Genomic DNA, 18919 nt, shown 5'->3' with positions numbered 1-18919 from the left:
TCGATTGATTCAAACAAGTCCTTCATTTCACGAAATCAGTGATTGAATCGATGGCATCACGACTGTGCCTTGGGTCACGCCCGCGCGTGCCCGCGTGGGGGAGGGCACGGCCACTTTCGACAAGAAAAGGTCATTGATGTCTCAGACCAGATTTGCCGTGCGGAGCGCCATCGCGCTCGCCGGCGTCACCCTGCTCACGCTCACGGCGTGCACCGGGCCTTCCGGAGGATCCTCCTCGAACAGTTCGGCCTCGAGCGGACCCATCACGGTCGGCACCACCGACAAGGTCACGTTCCTCGACCCGGCAGGGTCCTACGACAACGGGTCGTTCATGGTCATGAACCAGATCTACCCGTTCCTGCTCAACTCCAAGCCCGGCAGCGCAGAGCCGCAGCCGGACATCGCGGAGTCGGCCTCGTTCACCTCGCCGACCGAGTACACCGTCAAGCTCAAGAGCGGGCTCAAGTGGGCCAACGGCGACACGCTTGACTCCACCGACGTGAAGTTCTCCTTCGACCGGCAGGTCAAGATCAACGACCCCAACGGCCCCGCCTCGCTCCTCGACAACCTCGCAAGCGTCGACGCCAAGGACGCCACCACGGTCGTGTTCCACCTCAAGAAGGGCAACGACCAGACCTTCCCGCAGGTGCTCACCGGCCCGGTCGGGCCGATCGTCGACCACAACGTCTTCCCGGCCGACAAGGTCATGAACGACGAGGACATCATCTCGAAGAAGGCCTTCGCGGGCCCGTACACGATCTCCTCCTACCAGAAGAACCAGCTCGTGTCCTTCAAGGCGAACCCCGACTACAAGGGCCTCCTCGGCAAGCCGGCCACGGACACGGTCAACCTCAAGTACTACTCGGACTCGAACAACCTCAAGCTCGATGTCCAGCAGGGCAACATCGACGTCGCCTGGCGCTCCCTCGCCGCCACCGACGTCGACAGCCTGGCCAAGGACAACAAGGTCACCGTCCACAAGGGCCCCGGCGGCGAGATCCGCTACATCGTGTTCAACTTCGACACGATGCCCTTCGGCGCCAAGACCCCCCAGGCCGACCCCGCCAAGTCCCTGGCCGTCCGCCAGGCGATGGCGGACCTCGTGGACCGCGACGCGATCGCGTCCCAGGTCTACAAGGGCACCTACACCCCGCTGTACTCCTACATCCCGGACGGCTTCCTCGGCGCCACGACCCCGCTGAAGTCGATGTACGGCGACGGCAACGGCAAGCCCAGCGCGGACAAGGCCAAGAAGGCCCTCACCGACGCCGGCATCACGAGCCCGGTGACGCTGAACCTGCAGTACAACCCGGACCACTACGGCAAGTCCTCGGGCGACGAGTACGCCCTGGTGAAGCAGCAGCTCGAGGCCGGCGGCCTGTTCAAGGTCAACCTCCAGTCCACCGAGTGGGTCACCTATTCCAAGGACCGCACCAAGGACGTGTACCCGATGTACCAGCTCGGGTGGTTCCCGGACTTCTCCGACCCGGACAACTACCTCACGCCGTTCTTCACCGAGAACAGCTTCCTGAAGAACCACTACACCAGCACGGCGGTCCAGGACCTCATCTCCAAGGAGGCCACCAACCCGGACAAGAGCTCCCGCTCCCAGCAGCTCGGGCAGATCCAGGACGACGTCGCCAAGGACCTCTCGACCCTGCCGCTGCTGCAGGGCTCGCAGGTCGCCGTGTCCGGAACGAGCGTCAAGGGCGTCGACTCGACGCTGGACCCGTCGTTCAAGTTCCGCCTCGGCGTCCTGAGCAAGTAGGCGGCACGGACAACAGCTAGACCAACGCGGCGGCGGGATGCACAACCGGCATCCCGCCGCTGCGGTGCGGAGGAACCCCCACCATGACTGCATTCACCGAGGCACCCCCAGAAGCCGCGGGTGTCCCAGAGCCCGTCGCCAAGACCAAGGGCGGCGGCCTCCTGACCTACCTTGTGATCCGCTTCCTGCTGATCATCCCGACCATCCTCATCCTCGTCACCATGGTCTTCTTCCTCATGAGGATCACCGGAGACCCGATCACCGCCGCGCTCGGCGGCCGCCTGCCGGCCGACCAGCTCCAGCAGCGCATCCACGAGGCCGGCTACGACCGGCCGATCATGGTCCAGTACTTCGAGTACCTGGGCCAGATCTTCACCGGCAACTTCGGCCGCACCATCTCCGACAACCGGGCCGTGACGGACATGCTCGCAACCTTCGGCTCGGCGACGCTCGAGCTCGCGGTCAACGCCGTGGTCGTCGCGCTCATCGTCGGCATCCCGCTCGGGATGGTCGCCGCCCACCGGCGGGACAAGGGCTCCGACGCCGTGCTGCGCGTGCTCGCGATCCTGTTCTATGCCACGCCGGTCTTCTTCGCCGGTCTCCTGCTCAAGCTCGTCTTCGGCGTCTGGCTCGGCTGGACGCCCATCGCCGGTCGGGCCACGACGACGACCGAGCTCGCGCTGACCCAGCTGTCCGCACCCACGGGCATCTACTGGCTCGACGCGCTCCGCAGCGGCAACATGGCCGCATTCTGGGACGTCGAGCAGCACGCGATCCTCCCGGGGCTCGCCCTCGGGCTGCTCACGGCCGGCGTCTTCCTGCGGCTCGTGCGGACCAACCTCATCGGCACCCTCGGCAAGGACTACGTCGAGGCGGGCCGGTCACGGGGCGTGAGCGAGTTCCGGCTCGTGACCAAGCACGCCTACAAGCCCGCGCTCATCCCGATCATCACCGTGATGGGCCTGCAGATCGCGCTCCTGCTCGGCGGCGCGGTCCTCACCGAGACGACCTTCGAGTGGAAGGGCCTCGGCTTCCAGCTGGCGCAGTACCTGACCGCCCGTGACTTCGTCGCGGTGCAGGGCATCGTCGTGCTCCTGGCGGTGATCGTGGCCGTCACGAACTTCATCGTGGACGTCATCGCCGCCCTCATCGACCCGAGAGTGAGGTACTGATGACGGCCCCCACCCCGACTGGCTCCTCCGCCGCGGTTCCGCAGATCGAGCGGAAGGACCCGCTCTGGACCAAGATCCCCGTGCTAGCCCAAGTCCGCATGAGCGTGGGCGTCCAGCGCACCATGCTCATCGCGGGCCTGGTCCTGACCGGCATCTTCCTGCTCTGCGCGATCCTCGCCCCGCTCATCGCCCCCTACGGGTACTCGCAGCTCGCGGATGCCAGCGGCAACTTCCCGACCCAGGACCCCCCGAGCGCCCAGCACATCTGGGGCACCACGGTCGGCGGCTTCGACGTGTTCTCGCGCGTCGTGTGGGGCACGCAGACCGCGATCCTCGTGATCATCGTCGCCGTCATCCTCTCGATCTTCGCCGGCGTCGCGCTCGGCCTCGTCTCCGGCTACGTCGGAGGGTGGCTCGACAGGATCCTCGTGGTGGTCGCGGACGCCGTCTACGCGTTCCCCTCGCTGCTCGTCGCCATCGTGATGTCGATCGTCATCAGCCACGGGCAGTCCAGCCTGTGGGGCGGCATCATGGCCGCGGCGATCTCCATCACCGTGGTCTTCATCCCGCAGTACTTCCGCGTGGTGCGCGCCGAGGCGATCCGCCTCAAGGCCGAGCCGTTCGTGGAGTCCGCGAAGGTGATCGGTGCCTCGAGCTGGAGGATCATGGCGCGGCACGTGTTCCGCAACGCCACCCGCAGCATCCCGCTCATCTTCACGCTCAACGCCTCGGAGGCCATCCTGACCCTCGCGGGCCTCGGCTTCCTCGGGTTCGGCATCGAGCCCACGAGCGCTGCCGAATGGGGCTACGACCTCAGCAAGGCGACCTCGGACGTGACGGCGGGAATCTGGTGGACCGGGGTCTTCCCCGGCCTCGCCATCGTCCTGACGGTCCTCGGCCTCACCCTCGTGGGCGAGAGCATGAACGACCTCGCCGACGCCCGGATCCGCACCCGAGGCAAGAAGAAGAGCGCGGCCAAGGGCGCGAAGGTCGCCACGGCCCCCAGCTCGGAAGGAAGCCCAGCATGAGTGAGCAGCTCGACGTGGCACCCGCAGCCGGGTCCACCGCCACGGTCCTGGACATCGACAACCTCGAGGTGACGTTCGCCACCGACTCCGGCCCCGTCAACGCGGTGCGCGGCGTCAGCCTCGACGTCCGCGCCGGCGAGGTCGTCGCCGTCGTCGGCGAGTCCGGCTCGGGCAAGACCGTCACGGCCAAGACGATCCTCGGCCTCCTCCCCGAGACCGCGACGCGCTCCGGCGCCGTGGTGATCAACGGGCACAACGTGGTCACGGTCAGCGCGGGCAAGCTCCGGGAGCTGCGGGGCCGGGACGTGGCGATGGTGTTCCAGGAGCCCTCGACGGCGCTGAACCCCGTCTTCACGGTTGGCTGGCAGATCGCCGAGGGCATCCGCGCGCACCATGGCCGCGACGGGAAGAGGATCTCGAAGAAGGAGGCCAGGGAGCGGGCCATCGAGGCCCTGCGCAAGGTCGGCATCCCTGATCCCGAGAAGCGCGTCGACTACTACCCGCACCAGTTCTCGGGGGGCCAGAAGCAGCGCGTGGTCATCGCCGCCGCGCTCGCGCTCGACCCCGAACTCATCGTGGCCGACGAGCCGACGACGGCGCTGGACGTCACCGTCCAGGCCGAGATCCTCGAGCTCCTGCGCGACCTGAGGGACCTGTACGGGACCTCGATCGTGCTCATCACCCACAACATGGGTGTCGTGGCGGACCTCGCGGACCGCGTCGTCGTGATGTACCAGGGCGAGGTCGTCGAGGAGGCACCGGTCCGTACGCTCTTCGCCAGCCCGCGCGAGGACTACACGCGCCGCCTGCTCGACGCCGTGCCCCACCTCGGGCGGGACTCGGCCTCCGAGGGCGCCACCGAGCGCCTGCGGCAGGACGGGGAGGTCCTCGTCGAGGCCACGGGGCTCGACATCACCTACCCGGGGCGCCTCGGCACGCCGCCGTTCCGCGCCGTGCAGGACGTGTCCTTCACGGTGCGCGCCGGCGAGGTGTTCGGGCTCGTGGGGGAGTCCGGCTCGGGCAAGACGACGATCGGCCGGGCGATCGCCGGGCTCAACCGCGCCACCGGCGGGAGCCTGAAGGTGCTCGGGCACGAGATGGTCGGGTTCAGGGAACGGGCCTTCAAACCGGTCCGCAAGGACATCGGCTTCGTGTTCCAGGATCCCGCGGCGTCCTTCAACCCCCAGCTCACCATCGGCGAGTGCATCGCCGAGCCGCTCATCGTCCACCTGGACCTCGATTCCGCGCAGGTGAGGCGCCGCGTCGGCGAGCTGCTCGAGTCCGTGCAGCTGCCGGCATCGTACGCGGCCCGCTACCCGCACGAGCTCTCCGGGGGCCAGCGCCAACGGGCCTCCCTCGCGCGCGCCCTCGCGCTCGAGCCGAAGCTGCTGGTGGCGGACGAGCCCACCTCGGCCCTCGACGTCTCGGTGCAGGCGAAGGTGCTCGAGCTGTTCCGCGAGATCCAGGCCGAACTGGGCTTCGCGGCGCTGTTCATCAGCCACGACCTCGCCGTGGTGGACCAGCTCAGCCACTGGGTCGGCGTGCTGTACAAGGGGCGCATGGTGGAGCAGGGGATCGGCAGCCAGGTCATGGGGGCACCCCAGCATGACTACACGAAGCGGCTCATCGCCTCGCTCCCGGTCCCGGACCCCGTGGAGCAGGCCGAGCGGCGCCGGGCGCACCGGGCCCTCCTCGGGAGCTGATGCGGACGGCGGCCCCGTTCCGCCACCGCGCACAGCGGCCCCTCGCCCGGACACGGGTGGGGGGCCGCGGCCGTCCCGTCACGGAAACCCGGCGCCGCCGCGGCCCCATAGACTGGAGACCATGACCGAGCAGCGACCTGACACCGACGTCGAGACGACAGAAATCCCGCGCGGCGGCTACGATCCGAGCGCCAGTTCGCTGACGGGCCACGTCGATCCGGCCGTCATGGCGGAGCTCCTCTCGATCCGCTCGAGCATCGACAACTTCGACGCGACCCTCGTCTACCTCCTGGCCGAGCGCTTCAAGGTCACCCAGCGGGTCGGGTTCCTCAAGGCCCAGCACCATCTCCCGCCGGCGGACCCCGACCGGGAGGCCGCGCAGATCGCCCGCCTCCGCCGCCTGGCCGAGGAGGCCCAGCTGGATCCGGCCTTCGCCGAGAAGTTCCTGAACTTCATCATCAGCGAGGTCATCCGCCACCATCAGGCGATCGCCGAGGACCATGGGCAGGGCGCGGCGCCCGCGGACGCGGGCGCGTGACCGGCCAGGTCACCGCGACGGCGCTGGGCGACTGGCCCGGCACTGATCCGCTCGAGGCCGCCAGGGCCATCCGCGGCGAGCTCGGGACGCCGCACCTGCCCGTCCTGGCTGAGCTGCCGGACCGGGGCGTCGGATCGGACCCGGTGGGCCGGACCGCCTCGATCCTCGCCGACCTGCACGCCGACGTCCAGCCGCACGGGTGGCGGCTCGTGCCCCAGCCCGGGCTCGATGCGGCCCGCGCCGCCTCCGCCCTCTCCACCGACCTCAACGTGCTCGCGGACGTGGTGGGGCATGAGGAGCGCAGCGCGGACGCGCTCCACGTGCGCGTGCTCGGCCCGCTGAGCCTCATGGCAGGGCTCTACCTGCCCTCCGGCGAGCGCGTCCTCGTGGACCACGGGGCCCGGCGCGACGTCGCGCAGTCACTCGCGGCCGGGCTCGCGCCGTTCCTCGACCGCGTCGGCCGGGCGGCGCCGGGGGCGCGCCTCACCGTGCAGCTGGACGAGCCGGACGCGGCGCGCGTGCTGGCCGGGCTCCTCCCGACGGCGAGCGGCTACCGCACGCTGCGGTCGGTGCCCGCGGAGGAGGCGGGGCTCGCCTGGGCGTGGGCCGCCGAGGCGCTGCACGCGGCGGGCGCGGAGGCCGTCGTCGTGAACCTCCCGGCGTGGGAGGCGCCGATCGGGCGGGTGCTCGACGCGGGCGCCGACGCCGTGTCCCTGCCGATCGCGGACCTGACGGTGCCGCAGTGGGAGCAGCTGGCCGGCGCCGTCGAGGCGGGCGCAGGGGTCTGGCTCGGCGCGGTCTCGCACGACGCCGCGGCCCGGCCCCGCACGCGCGCGCTCGCCGAGCGCGTGCTGCGGCCGTGGCGCCAGCTCGGCCTGCCGCTCTCCGCGCTCGACGCCGTCCGCGTCACCCCGGTGGGCGGCCTCGCCGCCCTCTCTCCGGCCGAGGCGACGGCGCTGCTCACCGCCGCGGTCAAGGTCGCCGACGCGGTGAACCAGATCGCCCTCGGCTGAGCCCAACCCGGGGGATCAGCCGTTGCGGCGGCGCAGGTGCTCCTCGGCGAGCGCGTCCATCTGCTCGTCGGTCAGCTCGTCGAAGGACCGCGCCTCCCGCCGGTCGCTGCGCGAGAAGCGCACGAACATGAGGATGATGACCGGGATGTCGACAGCCTCGGCGATGAACCACAGGAGGTCCCCGGCCAGCTGCTGGTCCCGCAGCGGCGAGGGGAACCAGGAGGGCGCGCCTGCCGGCCACGTCGAGACGCCGTCGAGCACCGTCGGCGCGAGGCGGAGGAAGATCCCCGGGATCGCGTCCGCGAGGAGCTCGATGAAGACGTAGACGAACTCCAGGACGATGAACGCGCTCGAGCGCTCGAAGGACTCGGCCTCCGTCAGCGGCAGCGCGAGGACGAGGCCGACGAGCGGGACCAGGACGCTCAGCGCGCCGCTCACCACCGGCTGGGAGCGGTAGAGCGCCAGCAGCGGGGTGAGGAACGTGCCGAAGAGCACGAGCCCGATGATCGGCGCCACGAAGGCATTGCCGAGGATGCGCACGGCCCGGCTCTGCATGATGCTCTCCAGGCGCGCGCGCCCGGCGTCCCCCAGCGCCGCCTGAGCCAGGCCCACCGGGCGCCCGAGCCCGGCGAAGAGCGGGACGACGAAGAACATGAGCGCGATCTTGAGCGTGAAGGCCCACCGCAGCGAAGACCCGTAGGCCCCGGTGAACCCGCAGGCGAGCACCAGGTACGGCACGAGGCCGAGGACGTAGAAGCACAGCGCCCGCCACAGGGGCCAGGCGATTCCGCGTCGCCGCGCCCTGGCCATCCCGATCCCGTACAGCGCCGCGGCCGCGAGGGCCAGCAGGGCCGCCGCGGGGTCGAGCGCGAACGAGGCCAGCACAGTGGTCAGGGGAGGCACAGGGCGCAGTCTAGATCGCTTCGCTGGGACGGCGCTGGAAACGCCCGGGCCCCGCCCAGGCGACGGTGGGCGGCGGCGCGCCGCCTAGAATGGACCAAACGCATGCCCGGCCCGGCAGGGCCCGGATGGTCAGCGACATCGCGCAGTTGGGGGAGAGTGGAAGGCATGAAGGCACGCATTCTGGTCGTCGACGACGACGAGGCCCTGGCCGAGATGATCGGCATCGTCCTGCGCAACGACGGATTCGATCCCGTCTTCTGCGCCGACGGCGCCCAGGCCCCCGACGTGTTCCGGGCCCAGAAGCCGGACCTCATCCTCCTCGACCTGATGCTGCCCGGGCTCGACGGCATCGAGGTGTGCCGGCAGATCCGGTCGGAATCGGACGTTCCGATCGTCATGCTCACCGCCAAGTCGGACACCTCGGACGTGGTGCGCGGCCTCGAGTCGGGGGCGGACGACTACGTGCCCAAGCCGTTCAAGCCGGCCGAGCTCGTGGCCCGGGTCCGCGCGCGGCTCCGTCCCGGTGAGACGAAGGCGCCCGAGACGCTGCGCATCGGCGAGGTCACGATCGACGTCGCAGGGCACACCGTCAAGCGCGGCGACGAGTACATCTCCCTCACACCGCTCGAGTTCGATCTCCTCGTGGCGCTCGCCCGCAAGCCCTGGCAGGTCTTCACCCGCGAGCTGCTGCTCGAGCAGGTGTGGGGCTACCGCCACGCGGCGGACACGAGGCTCGTCAACGTCCACGTCCAGCGCCTGCGCTCGAAGATCGAGCGGGATCCCGAGGCCCCCGAGGTCATCCTCACGGTGCGCGGCGTCGGGTACAAGGCCGGGAGCTAGCACAGGGCACGCACGCCGCGCGCCAGAACGAGAACCATGGACATCGAGCAGGACCACCGCACGCCCCCCGGGACGCCCCCCGCGGGCGCCGGCGCCTCCCCCGAGGAGGCCCCCCGCGACGGCGAGCCGAACGCGCCCCGCGCGCAGGCCGGGCTGGGCGGATCGGCGCGGTCCGGCTCGCGGCTGCGCCTGGCCTGGGGCCTCGCCCGACGGTGGGCCACGAGGCGCAAGGTGGGGGACCGGGCGCGGATCGCGGCCAAGCGCGCCCGCGTCCTCGGATTCCGGGCGTTCCGCGCCGGGTTCCGCGGACTGCGGAACATCGGGCCGGCCCTCCTCGCGGCCCGGGGCGGGTTCGCGCGCCGCTGGCGGCGGTCCCTCCAGTTCCGCACCGTGCTCGTCACGCTCCTGCTGACCTTCGTCTCCTTCCTGGCGGTGGGCGCCTACCTGTCGAACCAGATCGCGAACAACCTCTTCCAGGAGCGCCTCGCGCAGGCCGAGGTGCAGACCCGCCAGTCGGTCCAGCAGGTCCAGGAGACGTTCGACGGCGCTCAGGTCACCGACCAGCAGGGCGTCCTCAAGCTCGTCAACGACACCCTCAACCAGCTTGAGAACCGTGAATCCGGGACTCCGCGGCAGTACGTGTTCCTGGCCGTGCCGAACCAGGACCAGCCGCGCAACCGCTGGGTCGACTCCCGCGCCTCCTACCTGCGGACCGAGAACGACATCCCGCAGAGCCTGCGGGACGCCGTCCAGCACTCGCAGCAGGAGCAGTACTGGCAGTCCATCCCGCTGACGGTGGACAACCGGATCCACCCGGCCATCGCGGTCGGCAACAAGGTCAGCTTCGGCGGGACCGTGTACGAGCTGTACCTCATCTACGACATCGAGACGGCGCAGCAGACCCTCGACGACATGCAGAACGTGCTGTGGTTCGGCGGCATCTTCCTGCTCCTGCTCATCGGCGCGATCACCTGGATCGTGACCCGCGGCGTCGTGTCCCCGGTCAGCCACGCCGCGGCCGTGTCGGAGAAGCTCGCCTCCGGCCAGCTCGAGGAGCGCATGGCGGTCGAGGGCGAGGACGAGGTGGCGCGCCTCGGCGCCTCGTTCAACCACATGGCCGCGAACCTGCAGGAGCAGATCACCGCCCTGGCGAACCTCTCCCGCATGCAGCAGCGGTTCGTCTCCGACGTCAGCCACGAGCTCCGCACCCCGCTGACCACCGTGCGCATGGCCGCCGAGGTGCTCTACGACGCGCGCGACACCTTCAATCCCGTCACGAAGCGCTCCGCCGAGCTGCTCTACAACCAGGTGGAGCGGTTCCAGGCCCTGCTGAACGACCTGCTCGAGATCTCCCGCTTCGATGCCGGCGCGGCGGTGCTCGACGCCGAGCCCCAGGACCTCGTCCTCGTGATCCGCACCGTCATCGAGACCGCGGCGCCCATCGCTGCGGCCTGCGGCTCCGAGGTGCGCTTCTACACGCGCTCGCCCAGCATCGTCGTGGAGATGGACGGGCGGCGGATCGAGCGCGTGCTGCGCAACCTGCTGCTCAACGCCCTCGAGCACGGCGAGGGCCGTCCTGTCGAAATCTTCGTTGCCGCGAACGCCGATTCGGTGGGGGTGTCCGTGCGGGACCACGGCATCGGCATGTCCCCCTCGGAGGCGGCCCGAGTGTTCGACCGCTTCTGGCGCGCCGACCCGGCCCGTGCCCGCACCACCGGCGGCTCGGGCCTGGGCCTGTCGATCGCCACCGAGGACGTCAAGCTCCACAACGGCTGGCTCCAGGCCTGGGGCAAGCCCGGAGCTGGCTCCTGCTTCCGCCTGACGCTGCCGCTGCGTGCGGGAGCGGAGATCGTCGAGTCCCCGGTCGCGCTCCAGCCGGCCGACGGCGACGTGGTGCTGGTCGAGGAGCAGTCGACGCGCGGCGTCGTCCTCGGCTCGTTCCACGCCGCGGGCGGCACGGCGGCGGACGACGGCGGGCCCTCGCCTGCCCCTGCTCCGCCGCCGGGGGAGCCGGGCACGCCGCCGGGGGAGCCGGGCACAGAAGGGGAGGAGGCGTGATGCGCCGCTCCGTGCCGGCCGCCCTCGTCGCGATGCTGCTCGCCCTCGTCACCTTGGCGGGCTGCGCCCAGATCCCCACGACCGGCACCGTCGGCAAGAGCCGCGACAGCGCCGTGACCCTCGGCAATGCACCCCAGATCATCCCGCCCGGGCCCCGCGACGGGGCCAGCCCGCAGGCCATGATCGAGGGCTTCTTCAACGCCGGCAGCGGCTACCAGAACGACTTCACGGTCGCGCGGCAGTTCCTCGCGCCCGCGCAGGCGGTGTCCTGGAAGCCCAGCGACCGGACCCTGGTCTACCGGGGCAGCGCGACCGTCGTGGCGACCGGGAAGGAGAACCAGTACCGCTACGAGTTCGACCTCGCCTATTCGGTGGACTCCCAGGGCATCACGACTCCGTTCCCGCCGGGCACCAAGGAGCACATCGACGTCACGCTCTCCCAGGTGGACGGCCAGTGGCGCCTGTCCGGCCTCCCGGACGGCACGGCCATCCCCGAGGAGACGTTCAAGGCGCTCTACCGGCCCTTCCCCCTGTACTTCTACGACCCCTCCTTCACGACGCTCGTCCCCGACGTGCGCTGGTTCATCGACAATACGGGGGTCGCGAAGTCGCTCGTGAGCGCCCTCATCGCGGGCCCGGCGCCCTACCTGCGCTCGGCCGTGGCGAGCGCGTTCCCGCAGGGCATCCGGCTCGAGCGCGAATCGGTGCCGATCGTGGACAACACCGCCCAGGTCGATCTGACGCCCGAGTTGAGGGACGCCTCGTTCACGGACCGGCAGCGCATGCGCTACCAGCTCGTGCGGACCTTCTCGGGGATCAGCTCCGTCGTGGACGTGACGCTGCGCTCGAACCAGGCCGATGTGACCCTCGAGGACCCGACGACGGGCAAGTCGGTCCCCGAGCCGACCGTCGACCCCAAGGTGCCGGTCTGGCAGGTGGGCATCGCCGGCGGCGAGCTCGTCCAGTACGCGAGCCGGCAGGCCACCAGGATCGACGGTCTGCGCAGCGTGGCCCCGCTCGGACCGCACGATCCCGCCGCGGCCGCCTCGCAGCACGTCTATGCCTTCCTCGGCGCCAAGGGCCTCTATTCCATCGTCCCGAACCAGGCCCCGCGGCTCCTCGACTCGCGGACCAGCTTCAGCCGGCCGTCGATCGATCCGTTCGACTGGGTGTGGACGGCCGGTCCGGGCGGCGCCGGCGCGACCGAGGCCGTGGCCTACAAACCGGTCGGGGCCGCCGAGGGTGCGGCCGTGCCCAAGGCGACGCTGACGGCCCCGTGGCTCGCGGGACGGACGGTGGAGGACCTGCGCGTCTCCCGCGACGGCACGCGCGCCCTCATCCTCTCGACCCAGGGCAACTCGACGTCGCTCCAGCTCGCCGGCGTGCAGCGGGCCGCTGACGGCACCCCGCGGGCGCTCTCCGAGCCGATCACGCTCTCGACCACCGAGAAGAGCCCCCGCCGTGCGGTCTGGGTCGACGACACCACGATCCTCGTCTCGGGGGTGTCCGCCAGCGATGCGGTGGCACCCGAGCTTGTCTCGCTCAAGGGCGGAGATCCGCGGCAGCTGCCGCAGCTGCCCGGGATCGAGGCGATCTCGGCCGGCAACGGCGACCAGGAGATCTACGCCCAGACGCCGGCGGGGGTCTTCGCGCTCGTGCGCACCACGTGGACCGAGCTGGGCAAGGGCGTCGAGGGCCTCTCCTTCGCCGGATAGCCGCCCCTGGCGCGTTCGGTGCGGGCGCGTTGTCCACATGGGGCACCGGAGCGCTGGCCCCCGGCCCCGCCGCCCCGTGAGGCTGGAGGCATGCACCCGCTCCGTCCCGATCGCCAGTGCCTTTCTCCGCGGGACGCGCCACCTCCGCGGGACGCGCCACCTCCGCCGGGCGCGCCACCTCCGCATCGGCCCGAGCCGATTGCCGCCGGGCGGCACGCGGGGCGCCCTGCGCACCCGGCGCTGCGGCTGCTCGACGGCGTGGGGGCCGCGGCGAAGGACGTGCTCGGGCTCCTCGTGCCCGTCGACTGCGTCGCCTGCGGCGCCCCCGATCGAGAGCTCTGCGCCGTCTGCGCGAGGCAGGTCCGCCGCCTCACGGCCAGGCCGGCCCGCGTCGAGGACCACGCGCCGGCGCTGATCGAAGCAAGCGGCCGCGTCCTGCTGCCGGCCGTGTCCGCCGGACCGTACCGCAACGAGCTCTCGCTCGCGCTCCTGGCCTTCAAACGGCACGGGAGCGCCGTCCTGGCCGCCGAGCTCGCCGCCGCCCTCGCACGGGCCCTGGCCGCCGCGGCCGGTTCCGCTGGGCTCGGCACTGCGGCGGACGGCGGCGTGCTCCACGTGCCCGTGCCCACGAGCGCGGCGGCGTTCCTGCGGCGGGGCTTCGATCCGCTGCAGGTGCTCCTCGCGCGGGTCCGGCGCGACGGCCGCATCCCGCCCGGGACCCTGTGGGCCGAAGCGCTCGCGCCCCGCAGGCGCGGTCCGCGGGAGCGGCTCGCTGCGGTGGCGCGCGCGGTCGCGTCCCCGGGCGGAGGGTCGCAGAAGGGGCTCGGCCGCTCCCAGCGCCGCGCCCGCGTCTCCGGGTCGCTCGCCGCCCGCGGACATGTGCGCGTGCGGGGACAGGGCGCCCGGGTACCGGAGGCCGGCCGCACCGTCCCATCCCTCCAGGGGCGCCGCTGCCTCGTCGTCGACGACGTCCTGACCACCGGTGCGACCGCCCGGGAGGCGACCCGCGCACTCGAGGCCGCCGGCGCCGTCGTCCTCGGCCTCGTGGCCCTCGCGCACGTGCCGCTGCCCGACGCCGGGGCCCGGAGGTCGGCCGGTACGCTCCCAGCGGACACACAGCGGGAGGATGCCAACGGGGGGTGAATAAAGCGTGACGATCCACTAACGTCGGTGGTGGGTCCTTTAGCCAGAAGGACCTGTCGATAGCGGCTCAGGAAAGGGGCTCGACTGTCTGACGACGGAGCCTCTGGACGCCGGTATGCGGCTGAACTCAGAAGTATCTGGAGGGCACCATGGAGTTCAACATCAGCGGTCGCAACCTGACTGTGTCGGATCGCTTCCGCGAGTACGCAGGTGAGAAGCTCGAGAAGATCGGTGCGCTGGCTGACAAGGTCCAGCGCGTCGATGCGAAGTGCTCCAAGCAGAGCAGTGCGAAGACCGGAGGAGACCAGCTCACCGTCGAGCTCACGGTCACCGGGCGCGGACCGGTGATCCGGGCCGAGGCCACCGCTCCGGACAAGTTCGCTGCCTTCGACCTCGCCTACGGGAAGCTCCTTGAACGCCTCCGGCGGGCGAAGGACCGCCGCAAGGTCCACCACGGCAAGCACACCCCCGTCGGGGTCAACGCGGCCACCGCCTCCCTCCCGGTGGTCAGCGGCAGTACGCCGATCTACGCCGAGCACGCCCTCGAGGTTCCCTCCTCGGAGGCCCAGGCGCCGTCGCCCTACGAGGTCGAGAACGACATCCCGGCCGGCGATTCGCCCGTGCTCATCCGCCGCAAGGTGTTCCCCGCCGCCACGCTCACCCTCGATGACGCGGTGGACAACATGGAACTCGTCGGCCATGACTTCTACCTGTTCATCGACGCGGACACGAACACCCCCTCCGTGGTCTACCGCCGCCGTGGATGGACCTATGGCGTCATCAGCCTCGACCAGGCCTGTGAGCCCGGAGCGGCCAAGGTCGAGGAGAAGATCCTCGCGTACCGCTCCGACGATGCCGGTGCCGTTGTCTCCTGATCCTGCGCGCACGGCCGCGGCCCCGGACGCGGCATCCCCGGCAGCGGCGGTCCCCCTGGGGGCCGCCGCTGCGGCGCGCCGGGCCGAAGCCGCCGGCGTCCGCACCGCATGACGGCGCGGCTCACCCTCGCACAGGCACGCCGGGTCGCGCTCGCCGCGCAGGGCCTCCACCGCCCGCGCCCCACCGGCCCCGTGTCCGCCCGGGCACTCGTGCGCGCCTTCGAGGCGCTGCAGCTGGTCCAGATCGATTCCGTCAATGTGCTCGTCCGGAGCCACTACCTGCCGTTCTTCTCGCGCCTCGGACCGTATGACCGGCAGACGCTGGACCGCCTCTCGGCCCGCAGCCCGCGGCGGATGCTCGAGTACTGGGCGCACGAGGCGAGCTTCATCCGGCCCGAGCACTTCGACGCCCTGCGCCTGTGGCAGCGGCGGGCCTGGGTGGGCGCCCACGAGATGGACGCGGACGCCCGCGAGGACCTCGCTGCGCGCATCCTCGCGGTGCTCGGCTCGAGCAGGCCCCTCACAGCCGGGCAGCTGGCCGACCGCCTGGGGCATGTCGAGGAGCGCCGCCGCGACCAGTGGGGATGGAACTGGAGCGCAGTCCAACGCGTCCTGAGCCACCTCTTCGAAGTCGGCACGGTCGCCTCGGCGGGCCGGTCTGGCGCCTTCGAGCGCCGGTACGCGCTGACCGAGGACGTGCTGCCCCGGGCCCTGGTGCACGAGGAAGGGCTGGGCCGGGACGAGGCGATCCTCGCGCTCGTGCGCTGCGCGGTCGAGGCACACGGGATCGGCACCGCGCGCTGCTTCGCGGACTACTTCCGCCTTCCGGTCCGCGCCACGGAATCCGCTCTGGCCGTCCTGGCCGCCGAGGGGAGCATCGAGGAGGTCCATGTCGACGGATGGGAGGGCAGGACCTTCCTCGCCGCCGGGCGCCCGATACCCCGCGCCGCGACAGGCAGGGCGCTCCTGAGTCCCTTCGACTCCCTCGTGTTCGAGAGGCGGCGCCTCGAGCGACTCTTCGGCTTCCGCTACCGTCTCGAGATCTACACGCCCGTGCAGCGCCGCGAGTACGGCTACTACGTGCTGCCCTTCCTGCTGCGCGATGCCATGGCCGCCCGCGTGGACCTGAAGGCGGACCGGAGCGCAGGGGTCCTTCTCGTGCAGGCCACCCACGGGGAACCCGGTGCCCCGCCGGACACGGCAGGCGAGCTCGCGGAGGAACTGCGGCTGCTGGCAGACTGGTTGGAGCTCGACCAGGTGCGTGTGGCGGACCGCGGCAGTCTCGCCCCCGCGCTCGCCCGCGCCGTCGGGCCCGTCCGCGGAGGGCGGAACCTGCACGGGGTTCCGCGCGTGTCTCCCGTAGACTGAATCCCGCCGCAGCGCACGAGACGCTGCTGCACACGCCATTGACAAGGGAGCGAACGCCACGTGGCAAACCTTCTCGAGAAACTCCTGCGCACCGGCGACCGCCGGACGCTCAAGCAGCTGCGCGTCTACGCGGACGCCATCAATGCGCTCGAGGACGAGTTCAAGGCCTTCACGGACGCCGAGCTGCGCGCGGAGACGGACCGGCTGCGCGAGCGCCACACCGACGGCGAGAAGCTCGACGACCTGCTGCCGGAGGCCTTCGCCGCCGTGCGCGAGGCTGCCGGCCGCACCCTGGGCATGCGCCACTTCGACGTCCAGCTCATGGGCGGGGCGGCGCTCCACCTCGGGAATATCGCCGAGATGAAGACCGGTGAGGGCAAGACCCTCGTGGCGACTGCGCCCGCCTACCTCAACGCGCTGTCTGGCAAGGGCGTCCACGTGGTCACCGTGAACGACTACCTCGCGGAGTACCAGTCCGAGCTCATGGGGCGCGTGTACCGCTTCCTCGGCATCTCGAGCGGCTGCATCCTGGCCAACATGGACCCGGCCGAGCGCAAGAAGCAGTACGACGCCGGCATCACCTACGGTACGAACAACGAGTTTGGCTTCGACTACCTCCGCGACAACATGGCCTGGGACAGCAACGAGCTCGTCCAGCGCGGCCACCACTTCGCGATCGTGGACGAGGTGGACTCCATCCTCATCGACGAGGCCCGCACCCCGCTCATCATCTCCGGCCCTGCGCAGGGAGACGCGAACCGCTGGTACTCCGAATTCGCCAAGCTCGCCCTGCGGCTCGGCGAGGACGACTACGAGGTCGACGAGAAGAAGCGCACGGTGGGCGTCCTCGAGCCCGGCATCGAGAAGGTCGAGGACTACCTCGGCATCCACAACCTGTACGAGTCGGCGAACACCCCGCTCATCGGATTCCTCAACAATGCCATCAAGGCCAAGGAGCTCTTCAAGCGGGACAAGGACTACGTGGTCCTCGACGGCGAAGTGCTGATCGTCGACGAGCACACGGGCCGAATCCTGCCCGGACGCCGCTACAACGAGGGCATGCACCAGGCCATCGAGGCCAAGGAGGGGGTGGAGATCAAGGCGGAGAACCAGACCCTCGCCACCATCACCCTCCAGAACTACTTCCGCCTCTACGAGAAGCTCTCCGGCATGACGGGCACGGCGGAGACCGAGGCCGCCGAGTTCATGAGCACGTACAAGCTCGGGGTTGTGCCGATCCCCACGAACAAGCCCATGGCACGCATCGACCAGTCCGACCTCGTGTACAAGAACGAGATCGTCAAGTTCGACGCCGTCGTCAAGGACATCTCGCGCAGGAATGCGAAGGGCCAGCCCGTGCTGGTCGGCACGACGAGCGTCGAGAAGAGCGAGTACCTCTCGAAGGCGCTCGCGAAGGCCGGCGTCCGCCACGAGGTCCTCAACGCGAAGAACCACGCCCGGGAGGCCGCCATCGTGGCCCAGGCCGGCCGCAAGGGCGCCGTCACGGTGGCCACCAACATGGCCGGACGCGGCACCGACATCATGCTCGGTGGCAATGCCGAGTTCATGGCCGTGGCCGACCTCGCCGGGCGGGGGCTGGACCCCGAAGAGAACTCTGCCGAGTACGAGGCGGCGTGGCCCGCCGCGCTGCAGGCGGCCAACGAGGCCGTCAAGGCCGAGCACGAGGAAGTCCTCGCCCTCGGCGGCCTCTACGTGCTGGGCACCGAGCGCCACGAGTCCCGCCGCATCGACAACCAGCTTCGTGGCCGCTCCGGCCGTCAGGGCGACCCGGGCGAGTCGCGGTTCTACCTCTCGCTCACGGACGACCTCATGCGCCTCTTCGGCACTGGCGGTGCCGAGCGGCTCATGGCCTCGAGCCTGCCGGACGACACGGCGCTCGAGTCGAAGATGGTCTCCCGCGCGATCCAGTCCGCCCAGGCGCAGGTCGAGGGGCGCAACGCCGAGCAGCGCAAGAACGTGCTCAAGTACGACGACGTGCTCAACCGCCAGCGCGAGGCGATCTACGGCGACCGGCGCCGGATCCTCGAAGGAGACGACCTGCACGAGAAGGTGCAGTTCTTCCTCGAGGACACGCTCACGGCGATGATCGAATCGGCCACTGCGGAGGGCAACGGCGACGACTGGGACTTCCACGCCCTGTGGTCGAACCTGCGCACGATCTTCCCCATCTCGATCACTCCCCAGGACGTCATCGACGAGGCGGGCGGCAAGCCGCGCGTCACCGTGGAGATGCTCAAGGAGGAGATCATCTCCGACGCGAAGCTCCTCTACGCCGAACGCGAGGCCCAGATCGGACCGGACACGATGCGCGACCTGGAGCGCCGGGTCGTCCTGTCCGTGATCGGGCGGAAGTGGCAGGAGCACCTCTACGAGATGGACTACCTCAAGGAGGGCATCGGCCTGCGGGCCATGGCGCAGCGCGACCCCCTGGTGGAGTACCAGCGCGAGGGCTTCGCCATGTTCCAGACGATGATGGAGGGCATCCGCGAGGAGTCCGTCGCGTTCCTGTTCAACCTCGAGATCGAGCAGACCGAACAGGCCGAGGCACCGGTCCAGCCCGCGCGGCTCGAGTACTCGGCTCCCGCCGAGGACGGCACCACCGAGACGCACGTGGAGCAGGCCCGCTCGCGCGCCGCCGAGAACGGCGGCGGCTCCCGGGCGACCGGCCAGAAGCCCGCACAGAAGAAGGGCGGCTCGCGGCCGGCGTCCAAGAACGCTCCGGGGCGTCGGTCCAAGCGCTGATCCTTCAGCGGACGGCCGGCGGCCCATCTCTC

The 18919-nt window shown here is 70.7% G+C and carries 14 protein-coding genes; 13 read left to right on the top strand and 1 reads right to left on the bottom strand.

The window, feature by feature from the left end; genetic code table 11:
* Positions 1-136: 136 nt before the first annotated feature.
* The 6 genes from ACVWWH_RS16445 (at position 137) to ACVWWH_RS16420 (ending at position 7222) form a co-directional block, all read left to right on the top strand.
* On the top strand, positions 137-1768 hold the full coding sequence (locus ACVWWH_RS16445) for an ABC transporter substrate-binding protein (protein WP_457317286.1): 1632 nt from the start codon (positions 137-139) through the stop codon (positions 1766-1768).
* Positions 1769-1851: 83 nt separating this feature from the next.
* Positions 1852-2940, top strand: coding sequence for an ABC transporter permease (locus ACVWWH_RS16440; protein WP_066498806.1), 1089 nt, complete (start codon positions 1852-1854; stop codon positions 2938-2940).
* Positions 2940-3968, top strand: a complete 1029-nt coding sequence (locus tag ACVWWH_RS16435; RefSeq protein ID WP_141305437.1) for an ABC transporter permease — start codon at positions 2940-2942, stop codon at positions 3966-3968. Before ACVWWH_RS16440 ends, ACVWWH_RS16435 begins: the two co-directional genes overlap by 1 nt.
* Positions 3965-5671, top strand: coding sequence for a dipeptide ABC transporter ATP-binding protein (locus ACVWWH_RS16430; RefSeq protein WP_066498802.1), 1707 nt, complete (start codon positions 3965-3967; stop codon positions 5669-5671). Before ACVWWH_RS16435 ends, ACVWWH_RS16430 begins: the two co-directional genes overlap by 4 nt.
* Positions 5672-5792: 121 nt before the next feature.
* Complete coding sequence (locus ACVWWH_RS16425) at positions 5793-6209, top strand: chorismate mutase (protein WP_066498801.1); 417 nt, start codon at positions 5793-5795, stop codon at positions 6207-6209.
* Complete coding sequence (locus ACVWWH_RS16420) at positions 6206-7222, top strand: hypothetical protein (protein WP_457317285.1); 1017 nt, start codon at positions 6206-6208, stop codon at positions 7220-7222. Before ACVWWH_RS16425 ends, ACVWWH_RS16420 begins: the two co-directional genes overlap by 4 nt.
* 15 nt (positions 7223-7237) lie before the next feature.
* Here the strand turns inward: ACVWWH_RS16420 and ACVWWH_RS16415 are convergent, their stop codons facing one another.
* Positions 7238-8125, bottom strand: coding sequence for a cytochrome c oxidase assembly protein (locus ACVWWH_RS16415; RefSeq protein ID WP_084249512.1), 888 nt, complete (start codon positions 8123-8125; stop codon positions 7238-7240).
* Between the two features lie 165 nt (positions 8126-8290).
* Here ACVWWH_RS16415 and mtrA point away from each other — a divergent pair, with 165 nt between their 5' ends.
* From mtrA to secA, 7 genes are all read left to right on the top strand, one after another.
* Positions 8291-8965, top strand: a complete 675-nt coding sequence (gene mtrA, locus ACVWWH_RS16410) for an MtrAB system response regulator MtrA (RefSeq protein WP_066498799.1) — start codon at positions 8291-8293, stop codon at positions 8963-8965.
* A gap of 36 nt (positions 8966-9001) precedes the next feature.
* Complete coding sequence (gene mtrB, locus ACVWWH_RS16405) at positions 9002-11023, top strand: MtrAB system histidine kinase MtrB (RefSeq protein WP_457317284.1); 2022 nt, start codon at positions 9002-9004, stop codon at positions 11021-11023.
* A complete protein-coding gene (locus tag ACVWWH_RS16400) occupies positions 11023-12738 on the top strand; it encodes an LpqB family beta-propeller domain-containing protein (protein ID WP_457317283.1) in 1716 nt (571 codons plus the stop codon). The genes mtrB and ACVWWH_RS16400 overlap by 1 nt, the downstream gene beginning before the upstream one ends.
* A gap of 258 nt (positions 12739-12996) precedes the next feature.
* Entirely contained in the window at positions 12997-13881 is an 885-nt protein-coding gene (locus ACVWWH_RS16395; protein WP_457317282.1) for a ComF family protein, read from the top strand.
* 149 nt (positions 13882-14030) lie between these two features.
* Complete coding sequence (gene hpf / locus ACVWWH_RS16390; protein WP_066498793.1) at positions 14031-14756, top strand: ribosome hibernation-promoting factor, HPF/YfiA family; 726 nt, start codon at positions 14031-14033, stop codon at positions 14754-14756.
* Between the two features lie 108 nt (positions 14757-14864).
* Complete coding sequence (locus ACVWWH_RS16385; RefSeq protein ID WP_457317281.1) at positions 14865-16124, top strand: winged helix-turn-helix domain-containing protein; 1260 nt, start codon at positions 14865-14867, stop codon at positions 16122-16124.
* A gap of 60 nt (positions 16125-16184) precedes the next feature.
* On the top strand, positions 16185-18887 hold the full coding sequence (gene secA, locus ACVWWH_RS16380) for a preprotein translocase subunit SecA (protein WP_066498790.1): 2703 nt from the start codon (positions 16185-16187) through the stop codon (positions 18885-18887).
* Positions 18888-18919 lie beyond the last annotated feature (32 nt).

The sequence above is a fragment of the Sinomonas sp. RB5 genome (assembly GCF_054063535.1).
The sequence above is the reverse complement of the archived record's forward strand: the minus strand, read 5'-3'. Positions and strand labels throughout refer to the sequence as shown.

Excerpts from the sequence above, each read along its gene's own strand:
- ACVWWH_RS16445 (WP_457317286.1), top strand. The coding sequence starts at position 137 with ATGTCTCAGACCAGATTTGCCGTGCGGAGCGCCATCGCGCTCGCCGGC.
- ACVWWH_RS16440 (WP_066498806.1), top strand. The coding sequence starts at position 1,852 with ATGACTGCATTCACCGAGGCACCCCCAGAAGCCGCGGGTGTCCCAGAG.
- ACVWWH_RS16435 (WP_141305437.1), top strand. The coding sequence starts at position 2,940 with ATGACGGCCCCCACCCCGACTGGCTCCTCCGCCGCGGTTCCGCAGATC.
- ACVWWH_RS16430 (WP_066498802.1), top strand. The coding sequence starts at position 3,965 with ATGAGTGAGCAGCTCGACGTGGCACCCGCAGCCGGGTCCACCGCCACG.
- ACVWWH_RS16425 (WP_066498801.1), top strand. The coding sequence starts at position 5,793 with ATGACCGAGCAGCGACCTGACACCGACGTCGAGACGACAGAAATCCCG.
- mtrA (WP_066498799.1), top strand. The coding sequence starts at position 8,291 with ATGAAGGCACGCATTCTGGTCGTCGACGACGACGAGGCCCTGGCCGAG.
- mtrB (WP_457317284.1), top strand. The coding sequence starts at position 9,002 with ATGGACATCGAGCAGGACCACCGCACGCCCCCCGGGACGCCCCCCGCG.
- ACVWWH_RS16400 (WP_457317283.1), top strand. The coding sequence starts at position 11,023 with ATGCGCCGCTCCGTGCCGGCCGCCCTCGTCGCGATGCTGCTCGCCCTC.
- hpf (WP_066498793.1), top strand. The coding sequence starts at position 14,031 with ATGGAGTTCAACATCAGCGGTCGCAACCTGACTGTGTCGGATCGCTTC.
- ACVWWH_RS16385 (WP_457317281.1), top strand. The coding sequence starts at position 14,865 with ATGACGGCGCGGCTCACCCTCGCACAGGCACGCCGGGTCGCGCTCGCC.